Below are 26,994 nucleotides of genomic sequence, written 5' to 3'. Positions count from 1 at the left end.
GCCCTAGGGCTCCTCGGCGGGAACCAGGGCATGGGCGATCCCGGTGAGGTTGCCCTGCACGATGAGGATCTCCCGGCGGTTCGACCCGTCGAGGTCCGCCGCGTAGACGGTCCCGGCCATGTCGGTGACGAACAGGCGGCCGTCGTCGAGATCGAGAGCGATGCCGATGCCCTCCATCAGGTGCGTCCACAGGATCTCGGGCTCCCGCCGCCCGCCGGGCGGATCCACCGGTGTGCGGTTCACGGAGTTGCCCCGCGGCGGATCCCCGCGGTCGGTCCAGTACAGCGTGCGCTCCGTCAGGTCCAACTGCAGGTCGATCGGCTCCGGGAGCCCCTGGAGCAGCACCTCGACGTCGCTCCGGCCGTCAGCGGATTCGCCTGCGGGCAGATCGATGCCGGCCCGGAGGATCTTCCCCAGTCCCGCGTCGCTCGGTCCCTTCTGCGACCAGTACAGGTGGCCGGCGTCGGGATCCACGGCGACTCCGACGCACCATCTGGTCTCATCGCGGCGGTCGCTGTCCGTCCGTCCCGTCCGGACGAGTGTCTCGATGTTCGTGCCGTCGAGGTCGCAGCGCATGACGCGCATCCCTTCGCGGTCACCCCAGTACAGCTTGCGGCCGACGGCTTCGAGGTGCAGTTGTTTCGGCGTGTGCGTGCCGCCGTCGGGAACGATCGTCGTCCGGTTGCCTCCGTCCAGGTCGACACGCTCGATCGAGCCGTCGTCGAGTGGCGGGGAACCCATGTTCGTCCAGTAGATGTGCCCCGCCTCGGCGTCGACGGCGACACCGTCGGGGAACCTGCATCCCGAGACGAGGAACCGCTTGTCGGTGCCGTCGGGGTTCACCGAGAACACGCGACCGCCACCGCTGATTTCGAGCACGAACAGTCTCTGCCGCCGCTCCGTCACGGTTCCTCCTCCCGGGCGAGGGCCCGCTGCCCCCGGGCCGGCCGGTGCCCCAGGGGTGACCTGTGCCCCAGGGGTGACCTGTGCCGTCTCATGCCGGCCGGCCGGTAGTGTCGTCGCGTGGGCCGGATCCCCGTACGGCCAGCAGGCTGAGCAGCAACGCGTCACGCCGGGCGGCCAGTTCGCCGACGGAGTGGCCGTCCGCCTCCTCCAGGACCCCGCCGACGATCTTCTCCTTGAGTTCGGGCGTGAGTTCCGGGTCGCCCAGTTCGTGCCACATCCCGGCCATCCCCGGCATGAGGGTCTCCATGAAGTGCTGGATGCCGCCCTCGCCTCCGCCGAGATGCCACAGCAGGTTGGGGCCCATCACACCCCACCTGAGTCCTGGGCCCCAGGACACCGCGTCGTCGGAGTCCGCGACGTCCAGCACCCCTTGATCGATCAGGTGGACGACCTCGCGGTACAAAGCGGCCTGGAGGCGGTTGGCGACGTGTCCAGGGAGCTCCTTCTTGAGATGGATCGGCTTCTTGCCGATCGCCGTGTAGAAGGACATGGCGTCCCGGACGGTCTCCGGGGCGGTCTTCGTTCCGCCGACGACCTCGACGAGCGGGATGATGTGCGGGGGGTTGAAGGGATGCCCGATGAGGGTGCGCTGCGGATTCCGGCACTCGGCCTGGATGACGCTCATCGTGATGCCCGACGAGCTCGACGCGATGATCGCGTCCGGCGGCGTCGCGTCGTCGATGTCGGCGAACAGCCTGACCTTCAGCTCCGGGCGCTCCGGCGCGTTCTCCTGGACGAAATCGGCGTCCGCGACGGCCTCTCGCATGTCGGTGGTGAATCGGAGACGGTCGGGTGAGGTTCCGGGTTCGGCGCCGAGCGCGGCCGCCGCGTCCCATGCTTCGGCCACGTACGCCCTGAGCGCCTCCTCCGCGGCGGGGGCGGGGTCGGTCGCCGTGACCTCGAAGCCCCGGGCGAGATAGTGCGTCGCCCAGCTCGCACCGATGGTGCCGGTGCCGACGATCGCTACGCGATGGACGGGTCCGTGTGCGTTCATGGCTCCTCGTTGCTCTTGGTCGCTCCTCGTCGCACCTGAGGTGCCGGGCGGGCCGGGGACGGCGCGGGCCGCGCGGGCGACGACGGTGCGCGGACGGACCGGCTGTACGGCCCGGCCTGTCGGCCGGGCCGCTTAGAAGCACCCGCCCCGCCACGCCAGGTCGGGGGAGAAGCTAGGTGAGACGGCTCTATTCCAGGGTGCGGCGCCTGCTCGCCCGGGGCATCTCGGGGACCGCCGAGGGGCTGTGGCCGAGCGGTTCTCGGAGGCCCCGCGGATCGTCGTCGACGATCATGATGACGGGCGAGCCGAGGCGCGGGACCAGCCCGGTGGCGGGGTGGAGGCGGAAGCGGTGACGGTGGCGGGAAGGGACCGGGGCCAGCGGCCGCGGGGACGGGATCCGCCGGGTGACAGCGGAGGATCCGCTGGTGGCAAGGGGTACGGGGCCGGGTGTCAGTGGTCGCCTGTAGGTTCTGAGGCCTGGAAGTGACCGTACATCGGAGGAAGTTGACGTGACCGACACCGCCATGCTGCCCGAGTCCTGGCGCGGCGTCCTGGGCGACGAACTGCAGCAGCCCTACTTCAAGGAACTCACCGAGTTCGTCGAGGAGGAGCGAGCCAAGGGTCCCGTCTACCCTCCGCGCGAAGAGGTCTTCGCCGCGCTGGACGCGACACCGTACGAGCGGGTGAAGGTGCTGGTCCTCGGCCAGGACCCGTACCACGGCGAGGGCCAGGGACACGGCCTGTGTTTCTCGGTGCGCCCCGGAGTGAGGACTCCGCCCTCCCTGCGGAACATCTACAAGGAGATGAAGGAGGAGCTCGGCACCCCGATCCCGGACAACGGCTATCTGATGCCGTGGGCCGAGCAGGGCGTCCTGCTGCTCAACGCGGTGCTGACCGTGCGCTCCGGTGAGGCCAACTCCCACAAGGGCAAGGGCTGGGAGAGGTTCACGGACGCGGTGATCCGCTCCGTGGCCGACCGGCCCGACCCGGCGGTCTTCGTACTCTGGGGGAACTACGCGCAGAAGAAGCTCCCGCTCATCGACGAGGACCGGCACATCGTGGTGAAGGGCGCGCACCCCTCGCCGCTCTCCGCCAAGAAGTTCTTCGGCTCCCGGCCGTTCACACAGATCAACGAGGCCGTGGCGCAGCAGGGCCATGACCCGATCGACTGGCGGATTCCGGACCTCGGCTGACCCGGGGGTGGGGGACGGCTGGGCCGGGCGGGGGCCAGGTCCTGCCCTCCCCGGCCCGGTCCGGCGGCGTACGGGGGCGCCTGAGCCGGTTTGGCAGTGGCTGCGGTTAGCGTCGGAAGCGACAGTGACGAGCCTGGAGGACGCGGTGGCGGAGCAGCAGGAGCAGACGGCGCCGGACGCCATGATGACCCGGATCGGCCAGGCCGTCATGCTGCACCACGGAGGCGACCGCGAGGAGGCCAGGGGCCGTTTCCTGGACCTCTGGTCGGAGATCGGCGAGGACGGTGACCCGCTGCACCGCTGCACCCTGGCGCACTACATGGCGGACACCCAGGACGACCCCTCGGACGAGCTGGCGTGGGATCTGCGCGCCCTGTCGGCGGCCGACGAACTCGGGGACGACAGGGTCGCGGAGCACCACCAGTCGCTCGCGGTCCGGGCGTTCTACCCGTCGCTGCACCTGAACCTGGCGGCCGACTACGTGAAACTCGGCCGCTCCGACGCAGCCCGCAGCCATCTGCGCCGGGCCCGCGGCGCGGTCGGTTTCCTCGGCGACGACCGCTACGGAGACGGGGTACGCGCGGCGATCGGCCGACTGGAGCTGAGGCTCGACGGGGACGGACCGTCGGAGGGGTCACCGGGGAGGGCCCCGGCCGGTTCGGCGGGCCGGGAGGGGGAGACGCTGGGGCCGCCGAGACAGCGGCCCTGAGGGCTGTCCCGTACTCCCCGCCGGATCAGCGCGTGGCACCGGACGCGGGTGTGCCGCGAGGCGGAGGGCCGGAGGGGCGATGCGACGTCCTCGTACGGGGCGTGTCCGGGCGGTCCGGGACCTCGAGGCCCCGGGCGAGGCGCCGGGCGGGTCAATGCCCGTACGTTCCCTTGCAGATGACCGCCTCGGGGCTGCCTGGCTTCCAGCCGCCGTACTTCCTGCCGAGGGCGCACACGTCCTGGGCCTTCGGTGGCTTCGTCGCAGGGGGGTGGTGCGGCGGCGTGGTGGGCAGGTCGGTGCGGCTTCGGCCTGGGGTGCGGCGCGCCGGGGGCGTGACGTGGGGGTGCGCCTGCGGTGCGGGCTGCGCGGGCGGAGCGGGGTGAGGCCGCGCCGTCGTACGGGACGATCCCGGTGAAGGCTCCCGTGACGGCCCGACGAGTTCCAGCGCCTCCCGCGCCGGAGCCTGCACGACGCGCTCACCGGCCGTGCCGTCCGGACGCGGCGACGGCAGGGCGGGAGCGGGGAGCGGGCCGGGAGCGGATGGCCGCTGGACGGTCACACAGCCGGCTAGGGCGGTGACCGCCACGGTGACCAGGAGCGTCGCGGCCGTCGTCGTCGTTCGATACACGCGGGCAACTCTGCTGTGTCCGGACGGCTTTGGGGAGCCGGCGAGCGCAGGATGCCCCGCACGGGTGATCCTTCCGCTCCTCCGGCGGGTGCCGGCGGACACAGGATGACCCGCGGCCGCCGGCTCGTACCGTCCCCCGCCATGTGCCGCACCGGACCGAGCAGCGGCGCTCGGACGGCTCGAACGAGGCGGGTCCGGGCCGCGCGTCGAAGCCGGGCACGGGGTCCGGCACCGCCGGACGGGGGCCGCCGTGACGCCCGTATGCTTCCGACCAGGCCAGCATCGGCGAACGAAGGAGACCTCGTGAAGGTCGGCTGCATCGGACTCGGCGACATCGCGCAGAAGGCGTATCTGCCGGTGCTCGGGGTTCAGCCGGGGGTCGAGCTGCATCTGCAGACCCGGACGCCCGCGACGCTCGCCCGGGTCGCGGACAGCCTCCGCCTTCCGCAGGGGCAGCGGCACACCGACCTGACGGAGCTGCTGGCCCAGGATCTCGACGCGGCCTTCGTGCACGCGGCCACCGTGGCGCACCCCGAGATCGTCGCGCGGCTCCTGGAAGCGGGCGTACCGACGTTCGTCGACAAGCCGCTCGCCTACGAACTCTCCGCGTCGCAGGAGCTGGTCCGGCTCGCGGAGGAACGCGACGTCAGCCTCGCCGTCGGCTTCAACCGGCGCCACGCACCCGGGTACGCGCAGTGCCTCGAACATCCGCGTGAGCTGATCCTGATGCAGAAGAACCGCACAGGGCTGCCCGAGGTGCCGCGCACGATGATCCTCGACGACTTCATCCACGTCGTGGACACCCTGCGGTTCCTGGTGCCGGGGCCGGTCGACGACGTGACGGTGCGGGCCCGTGTCGAGGGCGGACTGCTCCACCACGTCGTACTCCAGCTCGCGGGCGACGGCTTCACGGCGCTCGGTGTGATGAACCGGCTCAGCGGCTCGGCCGAGGAGATCCTCGAGGTCTCCGGCCAGGACACCAAGCGTCAGGTGCTCAACCTCGCCGAGGTGATCGACCACAAGGGCCAGCCCAGCGTGCGACGGCGCGGGGACTGGGTGCCGGTGGCCCGCCAGCGCGGCATAGAGCAGGGCGTGCTCGTCTTCCTCGACGCCGTACGCGCGGGCAAGGTGCTCAGCGCCCAGGACGCACTGGCGACTCATGAACTGTGCGAGCGGGTGGTGCGAGCGGTCCAGGAGCGGTCCGCCGCAGCCTGAGCGCGCGGACGCCCTCGGTGGCGCACAGGGCCGCCAGTACCAGCAGCGCCACGTGCACCGGCCAGTCGCCGAACCGGACGTACGGGGTGACCCCCCGCGCCAGCGGCACCTCGTACACCGCCGCCTCGCTCGCGTCCGTGCCGAGCCAGGAGCCGAGCCGCTCGCCGCTCGGCCCGTAGACGGCGGACACACCGGTCAGGGTCGCGTGCACCATCGGACGGCCGGTCTCGGCGGCCCGCAGCGCGGCCAGCGAGGCATGCTGCTCGGGCGCCCAGCTGTCCTGGAACGACGAGGTCGACGACTGGGCGAGCAGCACTTCGGCTCCGTCCTGCGCGAGATGCCGGCTCATGTCCGGGAACGCCGTCTCGAAGCAGATCATCGGTCCGACCCGCAGTCCGTGCCCGGCGTCCATCACCACCTGCTCGGTGCCGCGCCTGCGGTCCTCGCCCGCCGCCTTGCCGACCGAGGTCGCCCAGCCGAGAAGGGAACGCGCCGGTATGTACTCACCGAAGGGGACGAGACGCATCTTGTCGTAGCGGGCGCCGGTCGGTCCGTGCGGTCCCACCAGCACCGAACTCTTGTATATCCCCGGCCGGTCGGAGCGCCGCGCGTCGACGTTCACGAGGATGTCGGCGCCGGTCTCGCGGGACAGCGCGGTGATCCGGTCCGCCAGGTCGGGGCGGCCGGCCAGGTCGACGCCGACGCTGCTCTCGCCCCAGACGACGAGGTCGACGTGGCGTCCGGCGAGCGTGCGGGTGAGCGCCTCCTCGCGTGCGAAGCGCTTCTCCGCGCCGGCTCCGGCACCGCCGCCCATGACGCCGGGCTGTACGACGGCGACGCGCACCTGGCCGTCGGTGTCCGGGCGCGGGGACCAGACCCAGGCCGCCGAGGTGGCGGCGGCGGTGGCGACGAGTCCGGTGACGGCGGTGGCGACGGCCGGCCTGCGCGACCGGCGCACGGCCATCAGGACCGCGACGGCGACGTTGACGGCCACCACCAGGAAGCTCAGCAGCCACACCCCGCCGACCGAGGCGAGCCGCAGCGCGGGCGTCACCTGCCACTGGCTCGACCCGAGCAGACCCCACGGTCCACCCAATCCCTGCCAGGACCGGACGAGTTCGACACCCAGCCAGCTCGACGGCAGCACCACGAGCGCGGCTCCGACCTGCCCGGCCGAGGGCACACCGCCGAGGAACCGTCGTACCAGCCAGCCCCAGGGCGCCCACAGCGTCCCGAGCAGTCCCGCGATGACGACCGTGAAGACATTGAGGCTCGGCAGCAGCCAGTGGTGCACGGCCAGCATGAAACCCAGGCCGCCGAACCAGCCGTCGTACGCGGCGCGTTTGCCCGTCGGGGCGGTGCGGGCCAGCAGGATCCAAGGCACGAGGGCGACGTAGGCGAACCACCACCACGACGGGGCGGGGAAGGCGAACACCGGCAGCGCACCCGCCGGCGCGGCGACGATCGCCCGCCGCCAGGGAGAGGTGAGCCAGCGGTCGAACCTCGTCATGGGCGCCTCCCTCCCCGGTGGTCCCTCCAGTGTGCGCTGCGGGGACGATCTCCGACAGGGGGCGTCCGGTCAGGTGACGGCGGGTTCCTGACGCGGCTGCGGCATGCGGCGCCATTTCTCCTGGACGACCACCTCGCGCAGACGCCAGCCGAGGTCCGTACGCACCAGCGCGAAGGCGTACCGCCCGCCGCACACGAAGTCCGGTGCGGTGGATCCGTCGTCGTCGCCCGCGAAGCGCATCGGATTGATGTAGTCGGCCTGCACCCGGGCGGTGTCGCCCCTGTCCTGGTCCAGTACGCCGAACCGCAGGCGTCGGTTGACGATCAGATGCTGGCGCATGGGGAACAGCTCCATGCTCCGCGCGAGCCACCCCGCGACCTGGCCGGCGTCCCCCTCGATACCGCCGGCGGAGCGGTAGTCCGCGCGGCCGTCCGGCGCGAACAGCCGCCGGTAGGCCTCCCAGTCGCCGTCGTCGACCGCCACCGCGTACTCGGTGACGAGTCCGTCCACTGCGAACCGGTCCATCAGGGTCGCGAGCTCCACACGCTGCGTCATCGGCTCAGTGTTGGCCACGGGGCCTGCGCAGCCAAGGGGCGTGCAGCGACATTCGTCGCCCGGACCGTGAGGTGTCCGGGGCGGGCCTCGCGATCTACCGCGGGAGCCGCTCCGCCGGCGTCATGACGTGCTGTCGGACGAGTGCGTAGGACTTCAGACGGTCGGTCAGCGCGTAGACGGGTGTCACCAGCATGAGTTCGTCCGCGCCGGTCGCGTCCGCCAGGTCCGTCAGGTGCGCCGCGACGGTGTCGGGTGTGCCGTGTGCCTGGTGGATGCGGAAGGCCGTCAGGGCCCGCGCCTCCTGGGGGGTGAAGGAGTGGGCGGCTGCCTGCTCGGGCGTGGGGAAGGGGATGTCGCCCTGCCCTTTGAGCAGTCCGGCCTTGACGACATCCATCGGGCCCGAGAGCCGGGCGGCCTCCTCCCGCGTCTCGGCGCACACCGTCTCCACGCAGACCAGCACGCGGGGGCGGTCGCACCAGCGGGAGGGGGAGAAGTGCTCCCGGTAGTGGTGGAGCGCGGCGAGGGTGTTGTCGGGACGGATGTGATGGGCGAAGGCGATCGGCAGCCCGAGTTCCGCCGCGAGCGTGGCACCGGCCGTGCTCGAGGACAGCAGCCACGGCTCCGGGAGCGGGTCGAGCGCGACCTCCTCCACCAGGAACCGCAGGGTCTCCGACACGTCGTCGCGGTACTCGTCGTCCGTCGTCGGTCCCGCCCCACGCCGCAGGGCCCGCGCCGTGGACTCGTCGAAGGTGCCCGGACCGCGGCCGATGCCCAGGTCGATCCGGCCCGCGTGCAGTGCGGCCAGCGTGCCGAACTGCTCCGCGAGCATGATCGGAGCGTGGTTGGGGGCGAGGACGCCACCGGATCCGAGACGGATGGACGAGGTGGACGCGGCCGTGTGGGCGGTCAGGACGACGGGCGGGAACGCTCCGATGGCGGGGGAGTGATGGTGCTCGGCGTACCAGAGCCGCTGGTATCCGAGGTCTTCGATCCGCCGGGCGAACTCGGTGGTGTCGCGTAACGTGTCCGCGGCCGGGGCGCCCGCTTGGACCATGGCTACTTCCAGCGCGCTGAGCGGCACAGTGATCATCCGCCCAGTATAGAAAGCGGTCACGTGCGGCCACCGGCCCCGGCCGGCGTCCGCCCCGGGCCCGCCGGGGCCGAACGGGCGCCGGGGGCGGCCGCGTTCGTACGCGGCCGCCCCGTGGCTCGGGTGAGGTGCGGGACCTGGACGTCGGGTACGGACGACCGGTCCTGACCCCGGATCAGACGGCCGGTACCGGGTAGGTCGGGTACTCGACCCCGGAGACGTGCTGGACGACCCGGATGACCTGGCAGGAGTAGCCGAACTCGTTGTCGTACCAGAGGTAGAGGATCGCGTTGTCCCCGTCGACCTTGGTGGCGCCGGCGTCGACGATCGAGGCGTGGCGTGAACCGATGAAGTCGCTCGACACCGCGTCGGGGGCGGTGGTGAAGTCGATCTGACGCTTGAGCGGCGAGGTCAGCGACACCTCGCGGAGGTGGTCGAGGACCTCCTCGCGGGTGGTCTCGCGGCCCAGCCGCAGGCTGAGGATGGCGATCGAGACGTCCGGCACCGGGACTCGGATCGAGCTGCCGGTGATCGGGGCCTTGAGGTCGGGCAGGGCCTTGGCGACGGCGGAGGCGGCCCCCGTCTCGGTGATGACCATGTTGAGCGGCGCGGAGCGGCCCCGGCGGTCGGAGCTGTGGTAATTGTCCAGCAGGTTCTGGTCGTTGGTGAACGAGTGGACGGTCTCCACATGACCGCGCAGGACGCCGTACTCGTCGGCCATCGCCTTCAGCGGCGGGACGATCGCGTTGGTGGTACAGGAGGCGCAGGACAGGATCTGCTCGTCCGGCTTGATCGTGTCGTGGTTGACGCCGTGCACGATGTTGGGGACGTCGCCCTTGCCGGGCGCGGTGAGCACCACCTTGTCGATCCCGGGGCGCAGGTGCTTCGAGAGTCCCTCGCGGTCACGCCACTTGCCGGTGTTGTCGATGAGGATGGCGTCCTTGATGCCGTACGCCGTGTAGTCGACCTCGCTCGGGTCGCCGGCGTAGATCACCTTGATCGCGTTGCCGTTGGCGATGATCGTGCTGTTCGCCTCGTCGACGGTGATCGTGCCCTGGAACTGGCCGTGGATGGAGTCGCGGCGCAGCAGCGAGGCGCGCTTGACGATGTCCTGTTCCCCGCCCTGGCGGACGACGACGGCGCGCAGCCGCAGTCCGTTGCCGGAGCCGGCCTTCTCGATCAGCAGGCGGGCGACGAGCCTGCCGATGCGGCCGAAACCGTAGAGGACGACGTCGCGCGGCTCGCGGCGCTCGATCTTGTCCGCGCCCGTGGCGCCGGCGACGGCCCTGGCGGTGAACTCCTGTACGGAGAGCCCGAGGTCGTCGCTCCGGTACGTCGCGGCGAGCATGCCGAGGTCGATCTGGGAGGGCCCGAGATCGAGCGTGGTCAGCGCCTGGAGGAACGGCAGTGTCTCGGTGACGGAGAGCTCCGCACCGGCGATCTGCCGGGCGAACCGGTGGGTCTTGAGAAGGCTGACCACCGACTTGTTCACCAAGGAGCGGCTGTGGAGGAGGACCGTGACGTCCCGCTCCCGGTGCAGCTTCCCGATGATCGGGATCATCGACTCCGCGATCTCCTCGCGGGTCTTCCAGTTGGTGAACGCGTCGTCATTGACAGTCACAGGTCTATCTTTCGAGCTAGGCGGCGCTCATATGGTAACCCGAGCGTCGTTTTGATCATCCAGGGGGTGTACGGCCGGGGTCGCGAAGGGATACGAAGGCAGGAGTCATGATCGAGAGCGAGCGCGGAGCGGGAACTGCCCGCCGGAAGGAGGCACGCATGACACGCCCGGTCACTGTGGTCACGGGCGGCAGCCGGGGGATCGGCGCCGCGATCTGTGCCCGCCTGGCGGCGGACGGACACGATGTGGTGGTGGGCTACGTGCGGGACGGCACGGCGGCGGAGTCGACCGCGGCGGCCGTCCGCGCGGCGGGGTCGCGCTGTGTGACGGTACGGGTGGACACCTCCGACGCGGACGACGTGGAGCGCCTCTTCGACACGGCGGCGGACCGTCTCGGGCCCGTCAGCGGGCTGGTGAACAACGCCGGTGTGACCGGTCCGGTCGGGCGGCTCGCGGACACCGACCCCGCCGACCTGCGGCGCGTGGTGGACGTCAACCTGTTGGGTACGCTGCTGTGTTCGCGGCGGGCCGCCCGGTCCATGGCGGCCCGGGGGAGCGGCGTCATCGTGAACGTGTCCTCGGCGGCGGCGACGCTGGGCAGCCCCGGGGAGTTCGTCCACTACGCGGCCACGAAGGCCGCCGTCGACGCCCTGACGGTGGGCCTCGCCAAGGAACTCGGCCCGGACGGCATCCGGGTCAACGCGGTCGCGCCCGGCATGATCGACACCGAGATGCACGCGGCCATGGGCGACCCGGGCCGCGCCGAGCGCGCCGCCTCCTCGATTCCGCTGCGCCGGGTCGGCCGCGCGGAGGGCGTTCGGGCGTCAGTCGCCGCCGCCGTCTTCAGGGGCCGTCCGAAGGGTTGATCGTCCGCCCTGCGACGCACAGTCGTGGGCGCCGAGTCGTGGGGAAGCGGTGACCGAAGACCGGATGAAGACCGTACGGACGGGGTGACCACAGCCCTTGGGGCCGCAACTCTGCCCCTGCGGCCCTGGGAACGTGGCCGTCCTCCGTGCGACGGTGTGGGGCTTGGTCGTCTTTGATGCCGGAGGAAGACGTATGGGACTGGCCCGCGACGAGAACACCACGACGGGGAATGGGCTGGCACCTCGGCGCCCGCGAGCGAGTCCGGCATTCGCCGGAACGGCCGTGCAACGGATGCTCGCTCTGCAGAGCCGTACCGGGAACAAGGCCGTTGCCGAGATGCTGCGGCGGGCCGGGCACCCGGGAGCGCAGGACCAGCATCAGCACGGTCTTGGCTGCGGGCACCAGTCGCAGGAACCTCCGGTACAGCGGTCCTCGGACGGTGCCACCGTCGCGCGCGCCGAGGAGGAGGACGGACACGTCCGGGGCGGGGCGCGGGACGCCGGCCCGGAAGGGCAGGCCGCCCTGCTGGCCGCCGCCATGAACTCGTCGAGCGAGTCGTTGCCTTCGTCGGTGGTGGCGAAGGCCGGGGCGTTCTATCGGAACGAGGGGCTCGCCTCCACCCGCGTCCACCGTGGCGCGGTGGCCCAACGTGCCACGGCGGCGCTGGGGGCCCAGGCCATGACCGTCGGTAACCACATCTTCCTCTCTGCCGGGACAGTGGGCGACGAGAAGCTGATCGGCCACGAGCTCAGCCACGTCGACAAGAACCTCAGAGGCCTGCCCGAGACGGGCCACGGCAACGGCGCCGGAGTCACCGTCACCGACCCGAAGCAGGACTCCGAACGAGCGGCGGAGAAGGACGGCCACGCCTTCGCCGCGGGTGAGACGACGGCCCCCTCCGTCACCGTCCCGCGCGACGCGGCGAACGGCTCGCACGAACCCGTCCAGCGGATGCACGAACCCGTCCAGCGGATGATGGAAACGGGGGAACAGTCGGAGGGCTCGCAGGCGGGGAGGCGGATCGCTCTGCAGGATCAGCCTCTGGAACTCAGCGCCGAAGACCACATCGCGGCGCTGCCCGAAGACAGCGAGCAGGAAGTTCTTCTGAAGCGCGGTGTGACGCCCACGCAGAGGAAGCATCTCCAGAAGGAGGTGATTCGCGGCTCCTTCGTCAGCCTCCCGAAGATGGTCCGGAAACCTGACGAGCACGCTACGAAGCCCGAGCGTGAGCACGTCGAGGGATACGTGAGTCAGCACCGTAACGAGGAGACCGCGAGCCTGATCGAATTTTCCACGGATGCTGAAATAGCTAACAAATTCGCGTCGGAGGCCCGGTTCGGATACGTGCTCACCATCCGGATCAAGAGAAAGTACCTGGCGAAGGGCGCTACCGGCTCCGAGCACGGCTGGATCGCGAAGCAGGGCGCACCCTACGACATCGTCGGGATCGAGCGAAAGGATTCGTTGGCGGAGGGGGTGGCCCCGCTGACCGAGAATGAGTTCCGCGAAGCGGTCAAGAAAGAGGAAATGGCCGAGTATCTGCTCGAGGTTCAGGACCCGGCCGCAATGGCGGCCCATATGAGTCAGTTCGAGGGGGGAAAGAAGAAGGACGAGGCCATGAAGATTCTCGGGTACAAGAGGTCGGTGTTCCAGGACTGATGGTCCGGCCGTGGAATGTGAGTTCCGTCGCCGTGTCGCGGCAGCGGGAACCTCAGAAGCGCAGCAAGATGCGCGTGCCGCTCCTGTTGCATCCGCGGACAGTGCGAGCCGACCAGCACGACGTCCCGCGGAGTGGAGCGGGTCAGGCCGCCTCGATGACCTCTCCGCGGATCGCTTCCGCCCATTTCACGACGAGCAGCTCGTACTCCGCACGCTCCTGGGCGGACAGGGAGCCGCCCGAGCGCATCCACAGGGCGCGGATCTGCTCGTTTAACGCGGCAGCGGACCGCACGGAACCAGAGAACGTGAAGTCGGGGGACATGCGCACCAGCCTAGGGGCATGGGCTGACACTGCGCTACCGGTCGGCTACGCGCGCCGTATGCGGTTCGTCACGGGCCCCGACGCGCCGCCGCCGGGCTGGGGCGAGAACCGGGCCGACCCTGCTCCTGGACGACCCCGACGGACGGACCCGCTCGGCTGGGAGGCGCGCATCGCGAGGAGCCCGGGGCGCTCGCCGGCTGAGGTTCCCTGATCGTGCCGGACCGCTGGCGGGCCACGCTCGTCCGCTCGCGGGAGACCGGGGCGCCCGAGACATTGTCGGTGGACAGCCGGGCGGCCGTGGTGGTGGCACTCGCGGGGTGCCGTCCGACGGGCCGCCGTCGCGCTGGTCCGGCCGGCCCGGCGTCCCGCCTTGCGCCCGCCCCGAGCCGGGGCGGGCACTGGCGCGTCCGGCAGCGCGTTCCTGATGGATGCCCGCGCGACCCGGCCTACTTGTAGAAGACGGCCACGCCGCCATGGTGCGAGCAGGCGCCCTGATGGTGCGCGGCGAAGGAGTAAGTGCCGTCATTGCAGCGAGCGGTGGCGCCGTTCCCGGCAACGGCTGAGCCGCCGGAGGAACTTGAGTCGCCGCTCCCGGACGATCCGCCGGACGAACCGCTGCCGGAGCCGCTGACGGAGGCGGCTTTCGCGGTGACGGTCACCTTCACCTTGACCGTCTTCGTGGCGGTCACCGTGGGCGCGGGTTCCGGTGTCGCGGTCTCCGTCGCTGTGGCTGTCGCGGTGACGGTGGCGGCGGGCCGGACCTTGTCGGCCGCGGCCTTGGTGGTAGTGCCGTCCTGACCGCCCCCGCCGGCGGCGGTGCCGAGGGCGAAGGCGAGGCCGATGGCGGGCAGCACGTACCGCTTCCGGGCCCACTTCGGTCTGGCCGGCTGCGGGGCGGGTGTGAACGGCGCGGGCGGCCCGTATCCGGGCGGCGGCGGAGGCTGGTGGTACGACATGGTCCCCCCAAGGACGGTTCGTGGTGGGGCGACCGTAACGGGAGGTGTGAAGAAAATGTGAGTGTCCTGCGGGGGCGGTGACACAGTTGTGACCGTTCACGGCCCGGCGGGTGAGTCGGGACGGGCTGCTTCGGCGCACGTCACCGCGGGTGCGGGAGCTTCCCGGGCTCGCCCGGCGCGACCTTCACATCCGTGCGTCCGTCACCCTCGAAAGCGCCGACGGAACGACCGCCTCAGCCCGCGGACTCCGCCGCATGAGGGCTGAGGACATCCGCGCCGACCAGGGCGATGATGACGACGCCGAGCGCGATCCGGTACCAGACGAACGGCATGAAGCTCTTGTGGGAGATGAACTTCATGAACCACGCGATCACGGCGTACCCGACCACGAACGCGATGACCGTCGCGAAGAGGGTCGGCCCCCAGGAGACGTGACCGCTCTCGGTGGCGTCCTTCACCTCGAAGGTTCCCGAGGCGAGCACGGCCGGCATGGCGAGGAGGAAGGAGTAACGGGCCGCCGCCTCGCGGGTGTAGCCCATGAAGAGGCCGCCGCTGATGGTCGCTCCGGACCGGGAGACACCGGGGACCAGGGCCATCGCCTGGCAGAGGCCGAAGAGCAGGCCGTCCTTGGTGTTCAGGTTCTCGATGGTCTTGCGCTGCTTGGGAGCCCGGTGCTTGCCGCCCGACTCGTCGCGCGCCGCGAGCCGGTCCGCGACACCGATGACCACGCCCACCACGATCAGCATGGTCGCGGTGACCCGCAGGTCGCGGAACGGACCCTCGATCTGGTCCTTGAGGGTCACTCCGAGCACGCCGATCGGTATGGAGCCGACGATGACGAGCCAGCCCATCTGGGCGTCGTGGTTCTGGCGCATCGCCTTGCTCGTGAGCGAGCGGAACCACGCCGCGAGGATCCGGCCCACGTCCTTGCGGAAGTAGATCAGCACCGCGGCCTCCGTGCCGAGCTGCGTGATCGCGGTGAAGGCCGCTCCGGGATCGTGCCAGCCGGAGAACGCCGCGGTCAGGCGCAGATGCGCGCTGGAGGAGACGGGGAGGAACTCGGTCAGCCCCTGGACGAGTCCGAGGATGAGGGATTCAAACCAAGACATGAAGTGAGGTGGTCCAAGCGCTGATCGAGGACGGGCCGAGGGACACGCCGTGCCGCGGTTCGCGGTGCGCGCTGATCACGGGTGTTGCAGGCAGCGTAGCGCCCCACAGGGACCGTCCGGCCACGGGGGTTTGCCTTTACTAGAGGAACTGTTCGATTGGTCGTACGAACGTGGGAGGGTCCCGGGCGCGAGGTGACCTCGCCGGTCCCGGTGGCCGGGGTGTTGACCGGCCGCCGCGCCGCCGCCTACGTTTCCTCGGAGGGGAAAGCGCTTGCCGTCGCCCCGTTCCGCCCGGGTGACACCACGCGTTGGCCATCGTCCGACGGCACGTCCGATGGAGCGCTGATCAGGTACATGAGCACATCCCGCCACGCGACCGCCGGCCCCGAGACCTCCTCGAACGGGCCCGAAGCCTCCCCGAACCGCCCCGCGACCCCGCTCGACGGCCGCCGAATCAGGGTCGCCGTCATCGGTACGGGCGCCATCGCCCGCGGGAGTCATGTGCCCGCGCTCGCCCGGCTCGCCGAGGAGGGGGAGACGGAGCTGGTGGCCGCGGCCGACATCGCCGAGGACTCCGTCCGGGAGTTCTGTGCCGAGGCCGGCATCCCGCACGCGTACACCGACGCTGACCGGATGCTCGCCGAGCAACGGCCCGACCTGGTCGCCGTCTGCACCCCGCCGGCCCTGCACCGCGACCAGACCGTCGCCGCGCTGCGCGCGGGGGCCTGGGTCTGGTGCGAGAAGCCGCCGGTGCTCAGCCTGGCCGACTTCGACGCCGTCGAGGCGGCGGAGGGCGGGGACGGCGGTCCGTACGCGGCCGTCGTCTTCCAGCACCGGTTCGGCTCCGGCGCCCGGCACGTGAAGCGGCTGCTAGCGCGTGTAGGCGAGCGGGCCATGGGCCGCCCACTGGTCGCGCACTGCCAGACCACGTGGTACCGCGACGCCGGCTACTACGCGGTGCCCTGGCGCGGCCGCTGGGGGACGGAGGGCGGCGGCCCCGCGATGGGGCACGGTATCCATCAGATGGACCTGCTGCTCCATCTCCTGGGGCCGTGGAGCGAGGTGCGGGCGATGGCCGGCCGCCTGGTGCACGACGTGGAGACCGAGGACGTCTCGACCGCACTCGTCCGTTTCGGGAGCGGCGCCCTGGCCACCGTCGTCAACAGTGTCCTGAGCCCGGACGAAGTGAGCCGCATCCGTATCGACTGCGAGCGCGCCACCGTCGAACTCACCCATCTGTACGGGCACGGCAACGCCGACTGGCGCATCACCCCGGCGCCGGACGTGCCGCGGGACGACGTGGCGGTCTGGCGGGACTTCGGGGCGGACGTGCCGAGTTCGCATCTCGCCCAGCTGCGTGACCTGGTCGCGAGCATGCGCGCGGGCGAGCGGCCGCGCGGCAGCGGCACCGACGGACGCGCCTGCCTGGAGCTGATCACCGCGCTCTACAAGTCGGCGTTCACGGACACGACCGTCCGCGCGGGCGAGGTCGGGCCCGGCGATCCCTACTACAGGGCGCTGCACGGCGGCGCCCCCGGCTGGGCGCCGCCCGACGCGGCGGCTGCCTCGCCGTCCACCGGGGCGTCCGTGCCCACCGCGAGCCAGGAGGCAACGGCATGACCACGTCCGTACGGGAGGGCCTGCGGATCGTCCACGCGCACGGCGACCGCGTCACGATCGCCGACGCCACCACCGGAGTCGAGCTGCTGAGCTACGTCTACCGTGCCGAGGCGGCGTGGGAGGCTCCGAAACCGTATCTGCACCCGCTCAGGACGCCGTCGGGCGCCGTCGTCACGGACTACCGCCCCAACGACCACCGTTGGCACAAGGGCCTGCAGATGACGGCCTCGCACCTGTCCGGCCAGAACCTGTGGGGCGGCAACACCTACGTCCACGGGCGGGGATACCTCGAACTCCCCGGACGGGTCGGGTCGATGGCGCACGCGGGCTTCGACGAGGTCGGGTCCGACGGCGCCCGCGCGGTCATCGCGGAGCGCCTCACCTGGCATCCGCACGACGGCGAACTGTGGGCCGAGGAGGAGCGCCGGGTCGAGGCGCACGACCTCGACCCCGTGTCGGGCTCCTGGGCGCTCACCTGGACCACCGCGGTCACCAACCGGCGGAACGAACCGCTGCGCTTCGGCAGCCCGACCACCGCGGGGCGGGAGATGGCCGGCTACACGGGGCTGTTCTGGCGCGGACCCCGCGCCTTCCGCAACGGACGGATCGTCGGGCCCGACTCCGAAGGGCCCGGACTGATGGGACGGCAGGCGCCCTGGCTCGCGTACTCGGGCGAGCACGACGGGGCCGACGGCCACGCGACCCTCGTCTTCGCGCACGCCCCGGAGAACGACCACGCGGGGGAGTCCGGCGGCCACCCGGCCCACTGGTTCGTCCGTGACGAGCCGTTCGCCGCCGTCGCCCCGTCGTTCGCCTTCTTCGACGAACTGGAACTCGCCCCCGGGGACACCCTCACCCGGCGCTACCGGGTCGTCGTGGCGGACGGGGCCTGGGAACGCGAGGAGATCGCCGAGTACCTGGACGAGCACCCGTGGTGAACGGCTCCCAGGAGACGCCGGGCTTCACCGGGCTGCCCGGTGCCGTCGCGGTCTCGCACCTCCGTGTCTACGACTGGCCCGCCGCCGACGGCGTGTCCGGCGGAACCCCGCACATGCACCTCACCTGCTCGGAGGCGTATGTCGTCACCGGCGGCCGGGGCGCCGTCCAGACGCTGACGGCGTCCGGGTACGAGGTCACGCCGCTCACGCCGGGCACGGTCGCCTGGTTCACGCCCGGCACCGTCCACCGGCTCGTCGACGAAGACGGTCTGCGCATCACCGTCCTGATGCAGAACAGCGGGCTTCCGGAGGCGGGCGACGCCGTGCTCACCCTGCCCCCGGAGTATCTGACCGACCCCGACACGTACGCCGCCGCGACGGCCGTCCCCGGCGACGCGCCCGAGGAGGAGCGCGAGCGGATCGTCCGGGCCCGGCGCGATCTGGCCGTCGAGGGCTACCGCACGCTGCGCGCCGCGGACGGCCCCGAGCGGCTCGCCGCGTTCCACCGGGCGGCGGCCGCGCTGGTGCGGCCCCGGCTCGCCGAGTGGCGCGAGCGGTGGCGGCGCGGTGCCGAGGCCGCCGCCGCGGTCACGGGTGAGCAGCTCGCCCGGCTGGAGCGGGGCGACACGGCCCACCTCGGCGAGGCCCTCGTACGGGCCGAACAGCCCGCCGCGTACGGTCGGTTCGGCATGTGCGGACGCCTGGAGGTCTACAGGGGGAACGAGTAGGCGGGGAGGGGAGAGGGAGGCAGAGCGCAGGGAGTAGGGAGCAGGTAGGAGCAAGGGCCCCGCATCGCGAGGGAACCCGCGCCTGGGCGACCGCGGGTCGCGCGTCTGCGTCACCGCGGGTCCTGCGCCCGCGCCACCGCGGGCCCTGTGTCCACGTCCCCGAGGGGTCCCGTGTCTACGCCCCCGAGGGTCCCGTCACCGTCCAGCCCGGGGACTGCGGGTGGGCCGTCAGGTCGCCGTGCTCGATCTCATGGCCGCACTCCCAGCAGACCACCCGCGGGACCAGCTCATGGCCGCACGTGTGCTCCATCACCATCGGGCGGAAACCGTCCTCCTGGAGATGACGGTCGCCCCACGCCATCAGCGTCAGCAGCACCGGTTGCAGCTCCAGCCCGGCCCGCGTGGGCCGGTACTCGTAGCGCTTCGGGCGGTCGCTGTACTCGGCCTTCTCCAGCACACCGATGTCGACGAGTCGCTTCAGACGCGCGGTGAGCACATCGCGCGGTGCGCCGATGTTGCGGGCGAGCTGGTCGAAGCGGGTGGCGCCGAGCATCACCTCCCGCATGACCAGCAGGGAGTACTTCTCGCCGACGAGGGCCAGGGTCTCGGCGATCGAGCAGGGGCGGGCGTCCTTCATGCCCTCAGTCTAACGGGTGGGTTGGAATGTCCAACTGACTCGGTTACTCTTGAGTCACTTAGCGAGTTTGGAAAGCAAACTCCTTGACCTCGGAGAGCAGACATGCGTGATGCCGTGATCGTCGAAGCCGTCCGCACGCCCGTCGGCAAGGGCAAGCCGAACGGCTCTCTCGCCCATGTCCACCCGGTGGAACTCCTCGCCCACACGCTTCGGACCCTCGTCGAACGTTCCGGGATCGACCCGGCGCTGATCGACGACGTCATCGGCGGCACCGTCACCCAGGTCGGGGAGCAGGCCGCGAACCTCACGCGGTACGCGGTGCTCTCGGCCGGCTTCCCGGAGACGGTGCCCGCGACCACCGTGGACCGGCAGTGCGGCTCCTCCCAGCAGGCCGTGCACTTCGCGGCGCAGGGGGTTCTGTCGGGGGCGTACGACATCGCGGTGGCGTGCGGAGTGGAATCCATGAGCCGTGTACCGATGGGGTCGAACGTCCGCGGTACCGAAGGGCCGTTCGGCCCCGGGATCGCCGAGCGCTACCCCGAGGGCCTGGTGCCGCAGGGCATCAGTGCCGAACTGATCAACGCGAAGTGGGGCCTGTCGCGCGAGCAGCTGGACACGTACGCGGTGGGTTCGCACCAGAAGGCGGCCGCGGCCTGGGCCAACGGCCTCTTCGACGCGGAGGTCGCTCCCCTTCTGGGTGTGACCCGCGACGAGAGCGTCCGCCCCGCCAGCACCACGGAGACACTCGCCGGGCTCAAGCCCGCCTACTACCACCCGGCCGTCGCCGAGCGCTTCCCGCAGATCGACTGGTCCGTCACGGCGGGCAACGCGAGCCCCATCAACGACGGCGCGTCGGCCGTGCTCATCATGTCGAGCGAGACCGCCGCCCGTCTCGGCCTGCGCCCGCTGGCGCGCCTGCACAGCTTCGCGGTCACCGGATCCGACCCCCTGCTGATGCTCACGGGCGTCATTCCGGCCACCGAGAAGGTGCTCCGCAGGGCTGGGCTCTCACTCGGTGACATCGACCTCTTCGAGGTCAACGAGGCCTTCGCGAGCGTCGTCCTGGCCTGGCAGCAGGAGACGGGCGCCGACCTCTCCCGGGTCAACGTGCACGGCGGGGCGATCGCGCTCGGACACCCGCTCGGCGCGAGCGGCACCCGGCTGACGACCACCCTCGTGCACGCCCTGCGCGCCCGCGGCGCCCGCTACGGACTGCAGACGATGTGCGAGGCGGGCGGCCTCGCCAACGCGATGGTGCTGGAGGCGATGTAGCGCGGAGCGGACGGCGTAGCACGGAGGGGCCGGCTCGGCTGGGTACAGACCGCGGGATCCTGGCCGGTCGGTGCTGTCCGTGCAGGTCCCGTATCCAGGGCCGGTCGGCGCTGTCCGTGCAGGTCCTGGATCCCGGGCGGTCGGCGGTGTCCGCGGACGTCCCGGGACCGTGGTGTCAGCGTCCGCGCAGGTGGTGACGCTTGCGCCAGGCCACGACGGCGCCGGCCAGCGCGGGCAGCGCGATGAAGCCCATCGCGATCAGGAAGGCGGGCGAGGTCGGTGCCGAGGCCCGGGCGCCGGCGACGGCGTACGCGGCGGTGTTCGGGATCGAGCCCAGGGCCGTGGCGAGGAGGAACGGCAGCCAGCCCATACGGGACACGGCAGCGCAGTAGTTCGCCGCCCAGAAGGGCACTCCGGGGAACAGGCGGGCCATCATCATCGTGCGGAAGCCGTGCCGGCTGAGCTGCCCGTCGGCCGCCTTCAGCCAGCGGGCGCGCAGCAGCGGGCGCAGCGCGTCCTGTCCGAGGATCCGGCCGAGCCCGAAGGCGATCCCGGCGCCGAGCACCGTACCCGCGAGCGCCGTGGTGAGACCGAGCTGGGAGCCGAACAGGGCGCCGGCGGCGAGGTTGAGGAGCGGCCGGGGCACGAACGCGACCGTGCACAGCCCGTACGCCAGCCCGAAGACCATGGCGGCCGCGGCACCGCTGAGCTGTGGTGGCCAGCCGTCCGAGAGCAGTCGCTGCGGTTCGAAGAGCAGGACGCTCGCCGCGGACGCCGCGAGCAGCACCAGCAACAGGGAGAGCCGGGACCAGGGCGAGAGCATCACTCTCGTGCACCGGGCGGTGAGGCCCGTGGGAGTGGAGACGGCGAGCTCCGCGGCGAGGGAGAGCTCCGTGGCGGGGGCCGCGGGGACGGCCGTGGCGGTGCCCCCAGAGCGGGTGGTGGCATCGAGCATTCGGCGACAGTAACCGACCCGTGTGTGTGATCGCCGTATGGTTCGTCTCATGGGCGTCACAGCTTCCGGAACGCCGCCCGCCCGGTTCGAGATGCCGGACGGCGCCCTCGAAGACACGGGCCCGGTACGGCTCACCGCCAGGGAGCTCCGCGGCGGCCGATCCGCAACAGGCCGCGGTCAAGGGACCGTACAGGAACGACACCGTCCCTTCCGCGGTCTGACCACGCCCGATCGCCACGTGCCGTCCCGCACCGTCCTTCCCTGAACCGCGGCCCCGGTGGACGCGGACCGCACCACCGTGGACCCGCGCCGCCGGCCGTCGGCCGGAGCATCGGTTCCCGCGCCACGCCGGTGACCGGCCCTGCCGCCGTGTGAGGCAACTCTCCTCCGGACGCCCGCCGGTGGCCCCTCGCCCCCGCACCGGCCCCTGGGGCGTGCGCCCCTGACGCACCGGCAGCAGCACGCGCCGTCGGGCGGTCCGGTGGCGCGGAAAACCATTCGACGTGGCCGGACATGTCGGCGATGATCGCCTCATGTTCCGGCACGCCTTCCTCCTCGCAGCATCCGCAGTCGCGGATGCGCCGAAGGCTGCCGTCCCGATCATCGTGGCAGCCGTCGACGGCGCCCGAAGCTGACCCTTCCCGGATTGTCCGGCGGACCCCGCAGGGGGAGGGTCGGCAGATCCTCGGGGTCCCCGTCCCGGCCATGAGCGCCGGGACCCTCACTCAGCTCCGCTGACATCCAAGAGGCTTCGAGGTACAGCCATGCCCAAGACGGCTTACGTGCGCACCAAGCCGCACCTGAACATCGGCACCATGGGTCACGTCGACCACGGCAAGACCACCCTGACCGCCGCCATCACGAAGGTTCTCGCCGAGCGCGGCTCCGGCACGTTCGTGCCCTTCGACCGCATCGACCGCGCCCCGGAGGAGGCCGCGCGCGGCATCACCATCAACATCGCGCACGTCGAGTACGAGACCGACACCCGGCACTACGCGCATGTCGACATGCCGGGCCACGCCGACTACGTCAAGAACATGGTCACCGGCGCGGCGCAGCTCGACGGGGCGATCCTCGTCGTCTCCGCGCTCGACGGGATCATGCCGCAGACCGCCGAGCACGTGCTGCTCGCCCGGCAGGTGGGCGTCGACCACATCGTCGTCGCCCTGAACAAGGCCGACGCGGGGGACGAGGAGCTCACCGACCTCGTGGAGCTGGAGGTCCGCGACCTGCTCTCCGCGCACGGCTACGGAGGCGAGTCCGTCCCCGTCGTCCGGGTGTCCGGTCTCAAGGCGCTGGAGGGGGACCCCCGCTGGACCGCGGCGATCGACGCGTTGCTCGACGCGGTGGACACGTACGTGCCGATGCCCGAGCGGTACATCGACGCGCCGTTCCTGCTGCCGGTCGAGAACGTGCTCACCATCACCGGGCGCGGGACCGTCGTCACGGGCGCCATCGAGCGCGGCACGATCCGGGTCGGCGACCGTGTCGACGTGCTCGGCGCCACCGTCGACACGGTGGTCACGGGTCTGGAGACCTTCGGCAAGCCCATGGCGGAGGCACAGGCCGGGGACAATGTGGCGCTGCTGCTGCGCGGGGTGCCCCGGGACGCCGTACGACGCGGGCACATCGTCGCCGCGCCCGGCAGCGTCGTGCCCAGCCGCCGCTTCTCGGCGCAGGTGTACGTCCTGTCGTCCGGCGAGGGCGGACGGTCGACGCCCGTCGCCACCGGGTACCGGCCGCAGTTCTACATCCGCACCGCGGACGTGGTCGGCGACGTCGACCTCGGCGAGCGGGCGGTCGCCCGGCCCGGCGACACCGTCACGATGACGGTCGAGCTGGGACGCGAGGTGCCACTGGAGCCCGGCCTGGGGTTCGCCATCCGTGAGGGCGGCCGGACGGTCGGCGCGGGCACGGTGACCTCGGTCGGCTGACGGCCGGGGGAGCGGTACGGGGGACACGGGTGCCCGTCGCGAAAGCGGCGGGCACCCGTTCGTCCGGCGCCCTGCGCGAGGCCGGGGCGGCACAATGGACGCGTGGACGAGCCGATACCCGTGATGCGGGCCGTGGATCACGGGACCGCCAAGCTGATGCCGGACGTCGACCGGAAGCGGGCCTGGCTCTTGACGGTCGACGGGGCACCGCAGTCGTACGTGGACCTCGACGAGCCCACGCATCTGGAGTTCGAGTACGCGCGACGGCTCGGGCACGTACTGGACACGGTCGTCGCGCCGGGACGGAGACCGGACGTGCTGCACCTCGGCGGCGGCGCGCTGACACTGCCCCGCTATGTGGCCGCGACCCGGCCGGGCGCACGTCAGGACGTGGTCGAGGCCGACCTGGGTCTGCTGGCCCTGATCGGCGAGCACCTGCCCATGGCCGACGGCGCCGGTGTCACCGTGCACGGCGCGGACGCCCGGGAGTGGCTCGAAGCCGCGGCGCCCGCCTCCGTCGACATCGTGATCGCGGATGTCTTCGGCGGCTCGCGTGTCCCCGCGCACCTGACGTCCACGGCGTACGCCCATGCCGCCGGGCGGGTCCTGCGCGACGACGGCGTCTACCTGGCCAACCTCGCCGACTCCGCCCCCTTCACCTTCCTGCGCTCCCAACTCGCCACGTTCTCGACGGTGTTCGAGGAACTGGCGGTGATCGCCGAACCTGGCGTGCTGCGCGGACGGCGTTTCGGCAACGCGGTGCTGGTGGCCTCCCACCACCCGTTCGACACGGCCGCCCTCGCCCGTCGTACCGCCTCCGACGCGTTCCCGGCGCGGGTGGAACACGGTCCCGCGCTGCGCAGGTTCATCGGCGGTGCCGTACCCGTCCGCGACGAGGACGCGGTCCCCTCACCCGAGCCGCCCGGCGGAGCCTTCGGCATCGGCTGACGCACGCAGGACGTCCGCCGGAGGCGATGACGCGCGCCGTACGTCCGCCGACGGCGATCCCTGTGCCACGGGCTTGGTCCGCCGGGTCAGATTCCGTACGTCCGGTACGAACAGCACCGCCGCGGTGACCAGGACGACCAGCGCCGAACAGCTCCACAGGGCGGCCGTCCGGCCGAAGGCCTGCTCCGCCGGGCCCGCCAGGGCCGTGGCGAGCGGGACCATCGCGATCGAGCCGAACCAGTCGTACGCCGAGACGCGCGAGAGTTTGTCCTCGGGGATCTCCTGGTGCAGCGCGGTCATCCACGAGACGCCGAACACCTCTATCGCCGCCCCGCTGACGAACATCACGGCGCACAGCGGCACCACCGCCACCGGCACCGCGAGCGCGGCGGCCGGCGCGGCGAGCGGGAACACACAGAGGGTGCCGGCGAGCAGCAGTCGGCGCGGCTTCCAGCGGGTCATCAGCAGCGCGCCGCCGACCGTGCCCGCACCGAACGCGCCGAGGGCCAGACCCCAGGGCCCGGGCCCGCCGAGGCTGTCCCGGGCGACCAGCGGACCGTAGACCGCGTCGGCGGCGCCCACGACCGCGACCACCACGGAGAACTGGGCGACGACCGTCCACAGCCAGGGCCGTGCGACGAACTCCTGCCAGCCCTCGCGGAGATCGGCGAGCAGCCCGCCGCCGGGCCGGCGCGGCGGTATGTGGCTCACGTCCAGGAACGAGCGCAGCGCCCCGGCGACGGCGAACGCCACCGCGTCCACCGCGAGCACCCAGCCCGGCCCGATCACCGCCACCATCGCCCCGCCGAGGGCCGCCCCGCCGAGTCCCGCGCCCTGCATCGCCATCCGGAACATGGCGAAGGCGCGACTCGCCTGCTCTCCGTCGACCGAGGACATCAGCATGCCCTCGGCGGCCGGACTGAAGAACGCCTGACCGGTACCGCCGAGCGCGGACAGCAGCAGCATCTGCCACAGCCGCGGTTCGCCGGACAGCACCAGAAGCGCGAACGCCGCCTGCGAGACGCAGTTGAGGGCGTTGGCCGCGACCATCACCCGATGGCGCGGCAGCCGGTCCGCGACCGCGCCGCCGATCAGCAGGAAGAGGACCAGCGGCAGTGTCCGCGCCGCCGCCACCAGGCCGACGTCGCCTCCGTCGCCGCCCGTTTCGAGCACCGCGAACGCCGCGGCGATCAGCGCGCCCTGGCTGCCCAGGTTGGTGACGACCGCGGCGGCGGTCAGCAAGGTGTAGTTCCGGCCCGCCCAGGAAGGACGGCGCGGGTGTCGACGGAGGTCGGCGGCAGAGGTCACCGGGCCACTTTCGCCGCCCGGTGCCCGACTTGCCAAACCCGGTGCGCGCCCTCCGCGCACCGCTCACGTCTCCGAACGGCGGCTCAGGACTCCCCGGGGTCGCTCACGAGCCCGTCGGCTCACCGCGCACCGCTCAGGACCCCGTCGGCTCACCGTGCAACCGGACCGTGCTCAATATCTTCTGGACCGTGGCGTCCGGCACCTCCTCGCCGACCCCCTTCGCGCCGTAGAGCGTCCAGGACACGAAGTCGCCCGCCGAGTTCTTGAAGGCGAACGTGGTCGCCTTGCCGTCCGAGTCGCACTTGCCCTTCTTCGGGACGCCGCTCGAATACGTCTTGGCGACGCTGCCCGTGATGCCGGAAGCCGTCGTGTACGCCGTCGGTTTGCCGATCCTGAGCAGCTTCTTCGACGCGTCCTTCTGGTCGGTGTAGCCGCCGAAGACCCACCAGGCCGAGTCGTTGCGGGCTACGTCGCCGGTGTTCTTGGCGCCGCTCTGCCCCTTGGTGCCCGCGGCGGCCAGCGCCGTGTCGTCCGTACGACCGTCCTTGTCGTCGTCGGACGTGCACCACTTCTCCTTGAGGAAGGCGGGCGCGGACATGCCGATGATCGCGGAACCGTCGCCCTTCTTCTCGTCCTCGAAGCCGATGAAGGTGCCGGGCGTGCTGACGTTCCAGTCCGCCGGGACGTCGAACGCGGTGCCCCACTTGGGGTTGACGACGACCTTCCAGCCCGCGACGGTCGCCTTCTCGTCGTCGGTGCCGCGCGGGTTGTCGCCGCTCCCGCTCGCGCTCGGGGACGTCGAGGCGGACGCTTTCGGGGACGTGGACGGATCGCCGCCCGCCTTGTCGTCCTTGTCCTTGCCGCCCAGGACGAGGAAGCCGGTGACGCCCGCCGCGATCACGACGGCCGAGGCCGCGACGATGGCGGTGATCTTCGTCCTGTTGCCGCCGCCCCCTTCCCTCCCCCCGGACCGCCGGGCACCTGAGGCGCCCCGGGCGACTCCGGGACGGTCCCCCACTGCGGCTGCCCGTACGGATTGGACTGCTGGTATCCGGGCTGCTGATACGGATTCGGCTGCTGGTACCCCGGCTGCTGATACGGGTTGGGCTGCTGAGGATTCTGGTTCTGCGGGTTCTGCTCGCCCCCGGGCGGCTGCTGTCCTGGCCACATGGGCAGTAACCCTAGTAGTGGCTGTGACACGTTTCGGTCACTGCTCCTCTTCAGGCATGTACCGGTCAGAGATCGGGTCCGGATTTTTTC

At 71.6% G+C, this 26,994-nt stretch carries 24 protein-coding genes and 1 pseudogene; 11 read left to right on the top strand and 14 right to left on the bottom strand.

Going from position 1 to position 26,994, the window contains the following annotated elements:
- Positions 1 to 3 precede the first annotated feature (3 nt).
- Positions 4 to 906: a 3-hydroxyacyl-CoA dehydrogenase gene (locus HEP85_RS07210; protein WP_168527057.1), complete on the bottom strand. Its 903-nt coding sequence runs from the start codon at positions 904 to 906 to the stop codon at positions 4 to 6.
- Positions 907 to 994: 88 nt separating this feature from the next.
- Positions 995 to 1,960 carry a 3-hydroxyacyl-CoA dehydrogenase NAD-binding domain-containing protein gene (locus HEP85_RS07205; RefSeq protein WP_168527056.1) on the bottom strand — a complete coding sequence of 322 codons (966 nt, stop codon included), beginning with the start codon at positions 1,958 to 1,960 and terminating at the stop codon, positions 995 to 997.
- A gap of 509 nt (positions 1,961 to 2,469) precedes the next feature.
- Here HEP85_RS07205 and ung point away from each other — a divergent pair.
- Positions 2,470 to 3,153 carry a uracil-DNA glycosylase gene (ung, locus tag HEP85_RS07200; RefSeq protein WP_168527055.1) on the top strand — a complete coding sequence of 228 codons (684 nt, stop codon included), beginning with the start codon at positions 2,470 to 2,472 and terminating at the stop codon, positions 3,151 to 3,153.
- Positions 3,154 to 3,298: 145 nt separating this feature from the next.
- Complete coding sequence (locus HEP85_RS07195) at positions 3,299 to 3,862, top strand: hypothetical protein (protein ID WP_369658112.1); 564 nt, start codon at positions 3,299 to 3,301, stop codon at positions 3,860 to 3,862.
- A gap of 151 nt (positions 3,863 to 4,013) precedes the next feature.
- Here the strand turns inward: HEP85_RS07195 and HEP85_RS07190 are convergent, their stop codons facing one another.
- A complete protein-coding gene (locus HEP85_RS07190; protein WP_369657634.1) occupies positions 4,014 to 4,490 on the bottom strand; it encodes a hypothetical protein in 477 nt (158 codons plus the stop codon).
- Between the two features lie 303 nt (positions 4,491 to 4,793).
- Between HEP85_RS07190 and HEP85_RS07185 the strand changes: the two genes are divergently transcribed.
- Positions 4,794 to 5,705, top strand: a complete 912-nt coding sequence (locus HEP85_RS07185) for a Gfo/Idh/MocA family protein (protein ID WP_168527053.1) — start codon at positions 4,794 to 4,796, stop codon at positions 5,703 to 5,705.
- Here the strand turns inward: HEP85_RS07185 and lnt are convergent.
- The 4 genes from lnt to HEP85_RS07165 all read right to left on the bottom strand — a co-directional run bounded on the left by lnt (position 5,623) and on the right by HEP85_RS07165 (position 10,481).
- The gene (lnt, locus tag HEP85_RS07180) at positions 5,623 to 7,215 is read right to left on the bottom strand and encodes an apolipoprotein N-acyltransferase (protein WP_168527052.1); all 1,593 of its coding nucleotides are present in this window, start codon (positions 7,213 to 7,215) and stop codon (positions 5,623 to 5,625) included. The genes HEP85_RS07185 and lnt overlap by 83 nt on opposite strands.
- A 69-nt stretch (positions 7,216 to 7,284) precedes the next feature.
- Positions 7,285 to 7,770 carry a nuclear transport factor 2 family protein gene (locus tag HEP85_RS07175; protein WP_168527051.1) on the bottom strand — a complete coding sequence of 162 codons (486 nt, stop codon included), beginning with the start codon at positions 7,768 to 7,770 and terminating at the stop codon, positions 7,285 to 7,287.
- Between the two features lie 94 nt (positions 7,771 to 7,864).
- Positions 7,865 to 8,860 (bottom strand): LLM class flavin-dependent oxidoreductase, encoded by a 996-nt coding sequence (locus tag HEP85_RS07170; protein WP_168527050.1) that lies wholly within the window; start codon positions 8,858 to 8,860, stop codon positions 7,865 to 7,867.
- A gap of 175 nt (positions 8,861 to 9,035) precedes the next feature.
- A complete protein-coding gene (locus HEP85_RS07165; protein ID WP_168527049.1) occupies positions 9,036 to 10,481 on the bottom strand; it encodes a glyceraldehyde-3-phosphate dehydrogenase in 1,446 nt (481 codons plus the stop codon).
- A 158-nt stretch (positions 10,482 to 10,639) separates the two neighbouring features.
- Between HEP85_RS07165 and HEP85_RS07160 the strand changes: the two genes are divergently transcribed.
- The gene (locus HEP85_RS07160; RefSeq protein WP_168527048.1) at positions 10,640 to 11,347 is read left to right on the top strand and encodes an SDR family NAD(P)-dependent oxidoreductase; all 708 of its coding nucleotides are present in this window, start codon (positions 10,640 to 10,642) and stop codon (positions 11,345 to 11,347) included.
- A 193-nt stretch (positions 11,348 to 11,540) separates the two neighbouring features.
- Complete coding sequence (locus tag HEP85_RS07155; protein ID WP_168527047.1) at positions 11,541 to 13,007, top strand: DUF4157 domain-containing protein; 1,467 nt, start codon at positions 11,541 to 11,543, stop codon at positions 13,005 to 13,007.
- Between the two features lie 142 nt (positions 13,008 to 13,149).
- Here the strand turns inward: HEP85_RS07155 and HEP85_RS07150 are convergent, their stop codons facing one another.
- The 3 genes from HEP85_RS07150 to HEP85_RS07140 all read right to left on the bottom strand — a co-directional run bounded on the left by HEP85_RS07150 (position 13,150) and on the right by HEP85_RS07140 (position 15,394).
- Positions 13,150 to 13,329, bottom strand: coding sequence for a hypothetical protein (locus tag HEP85_RS07150; RefSeq protein WP_153291819.1), 180 nt, complete (start codon positions 13,327 to 13,329; stop codon positions 13,150 to 13,152).
- Between the two features lie 446 nt (positions 13,330 to 13,775).
- Entirely contained in the window at positions 13,776 to 14,285 is a 510-nt protein-coding gene (locus HEP85_RS07145; protein ID WP_168527046.1) for a DUF3761 domain-containing protein, read from the bottom strand.
- Between the two features lie 233 nt (positions 14,286 to 14,518).
- The gene (locus tag HEP85_RS07140) at positions 14,519 to 15,394 is read right to left on the bottom strand and encodes an undecaprenyl-diphosphate phosphatase (protein WP_168527045.1); all 876 of its coding nucleotides are present in this window, start codon (positions 15,392 to 15,394) and stop codon (positions 14,519 to 14,521) included.
- Between the two features lie 354 nt (positions 15,395 to 15,748).
- Between HEP85_RS07140 and HEP85_RS07135 the strand changes: the two genes are divergently transcribed.
- The 3 genes from HEP85_RS07135 to HEP85_RS07125 are packed head-to-tail and all read left to right on the top strand — an operon-like array spanning position 15,749 to position 18,680.
- Positions 15,749 to 17,014, top strand: coding sequence for a Gfo/Idh/MocA family protein (locus tag HEP85_RS07135; protein WP_168527044.1), 1,266 nt, complete (start codon positions 15,749 to 15,751; stop codon positions 17,012 to 17,014).
- Positions 17,011 to 17,952, top strand: a complete 942-nt coding sequence (locus HEP85_RS07130; protein WP_168527043.1) for a PmoA family protein — start codon at positions 17,011 to 17,013, stop codon at positions 17,950 to 17,952. The genes HEP85_RS07135 and HEP85_RS07130 overlap by 4 nt, the downstream gene beginning before the upstream one ends.
- Positions 17,949 to 18,680, top strand: a complete 732-nt coding sequence (locus tag HEP85_RS07125) for a cupin (protein ID WP_168527042.1) — start codon at positions 17,949 to 17,951, stop codon at positions 18,678 to 18,680. The genes HEP85_RS07130 and HEP85_RS07125 overlap by 4 nt, the downstream gene beginning before the upstream one ends.
- Before the next feature lie 175 nt (positions 18,681 to 18,855).
- Here HEP85_RS07125 and HEP85_RS07120 read toward each other — a convergent pair whose 3' ends face one another.
- A complete protein-coding gene (locus HEP85_RS07120) occupies positions 18,856 to 19,317 on the bottom strand; it encodes a helix-turn-helix domain-containing protein (RefSeq protein ID WP_168527041.1) in 462 nt (153 codons plus the stop codon).
- Positions 19,318 to 19,419: 102 nt separating this feature from the next.
- Between HEP85_RS07120 and HEP85_RS07115 the strand changes: the two genes are divergently transcribed.
- A complete protein-coding gene (locus tag HEP85_RS07115) occupies positions 19,420 to 20,589 on the top strand; it encodes a thiolase family protein (RefSeq protein ID WP_168527040.1) in 1,170 nt (389 codons plus the stop codon).
- Between the two features lie 175 nt (positions 20,590 to 20,764).
- Here the strand turns inward: HEP85_RS07115 and HEP85_RS07110 are convergent, their stop codons facing one another.
- Positions 20,765 to 21,544, bottom strand: coding sequence for a TVP38/TMEM64 family protein (locus tag HEP85_RS07110; RefSeq protein WP_168527039.1), 780 nt, complete (start codon positions 21,542 to 21,544; stop codon positions 20,765 to 20,767).
- 764 nt (positions 21,545 to 22,308) lie between these two features.
- Here HEP85_RS07110 and tuf point away from each other — a divergent pair.
- Positions 22,309 to 23,478 carry an elongation factor Tu gene (gene tuf, locus HEP85_RS07105; RefSeq protein WP_168527038.1) on the top strand — a complete coding sequence of 390 codons (1,170 nt, stop codon included), beginning with the start codon at positions 22,309 to 22,311 and terminating at the stop codon, positions 23,476 to 23,478.
- 102 nt (positions 23,479 to 23,580) lie between these two features.
- Positions 23,581 to 24,426 (top strand): spermidine synthase, encoded by an 846-nt coding sequence (locus tag HEP85_RS07100; RefSeq protein WP_211117862.1) that lies wholly within the window; start codon positions 23,581 to 23,583, stop codon positions 24,424 to 24,426.
- On the opposite strand, the gene HEP85_RS07095 is transcribed toward HEP85_RS07100, so the two are convergent.
- Both HEP85_RS07095 and HEP85_RS07090 read right to left on the bottom strand, forming a co-directional pair.
- Positions 24,388 to 25,734 (bottom strand): MFS transporter, encoded by a 1,347-nt coding sequence (locus HEP85_RS07095; protein WP_168527037.1) that lies wholly within the window; start codon positions 25,732 to 25,734, stop codon positions 24,388 to 24,390. The genes HEP85_RS07100 and HEP85_RS07095 overlap by 39 nt on opposite strands.
- Positions 25,735 to 25,867: 133 nt before the next feature.
- Positions 25,868 to 26,904: pseudogene (locus HEP85_RS07090) on the bottom strand (hypothetical protein).
- Positions 26,905 to 26,994: the final 90 nt, after the last annotated feature.

It is taken from the genome of Streptomyces sp. RPA4-2, assembly GCF_012273515.2.
In the GTDB taxonomy this organism is placed as follows: domain Bacteria; phylum Actinomycetota; class Actinomycetes; order Streptomycetales; family Streptomycetaceae; genus Streptomyces; species Streptomyces kaempferi.
The sequence above is the reverse complement of the archived record's forward strand: the minus strand, read 5'-3'. Positions and strand labels throughout refer to the sequence as shown.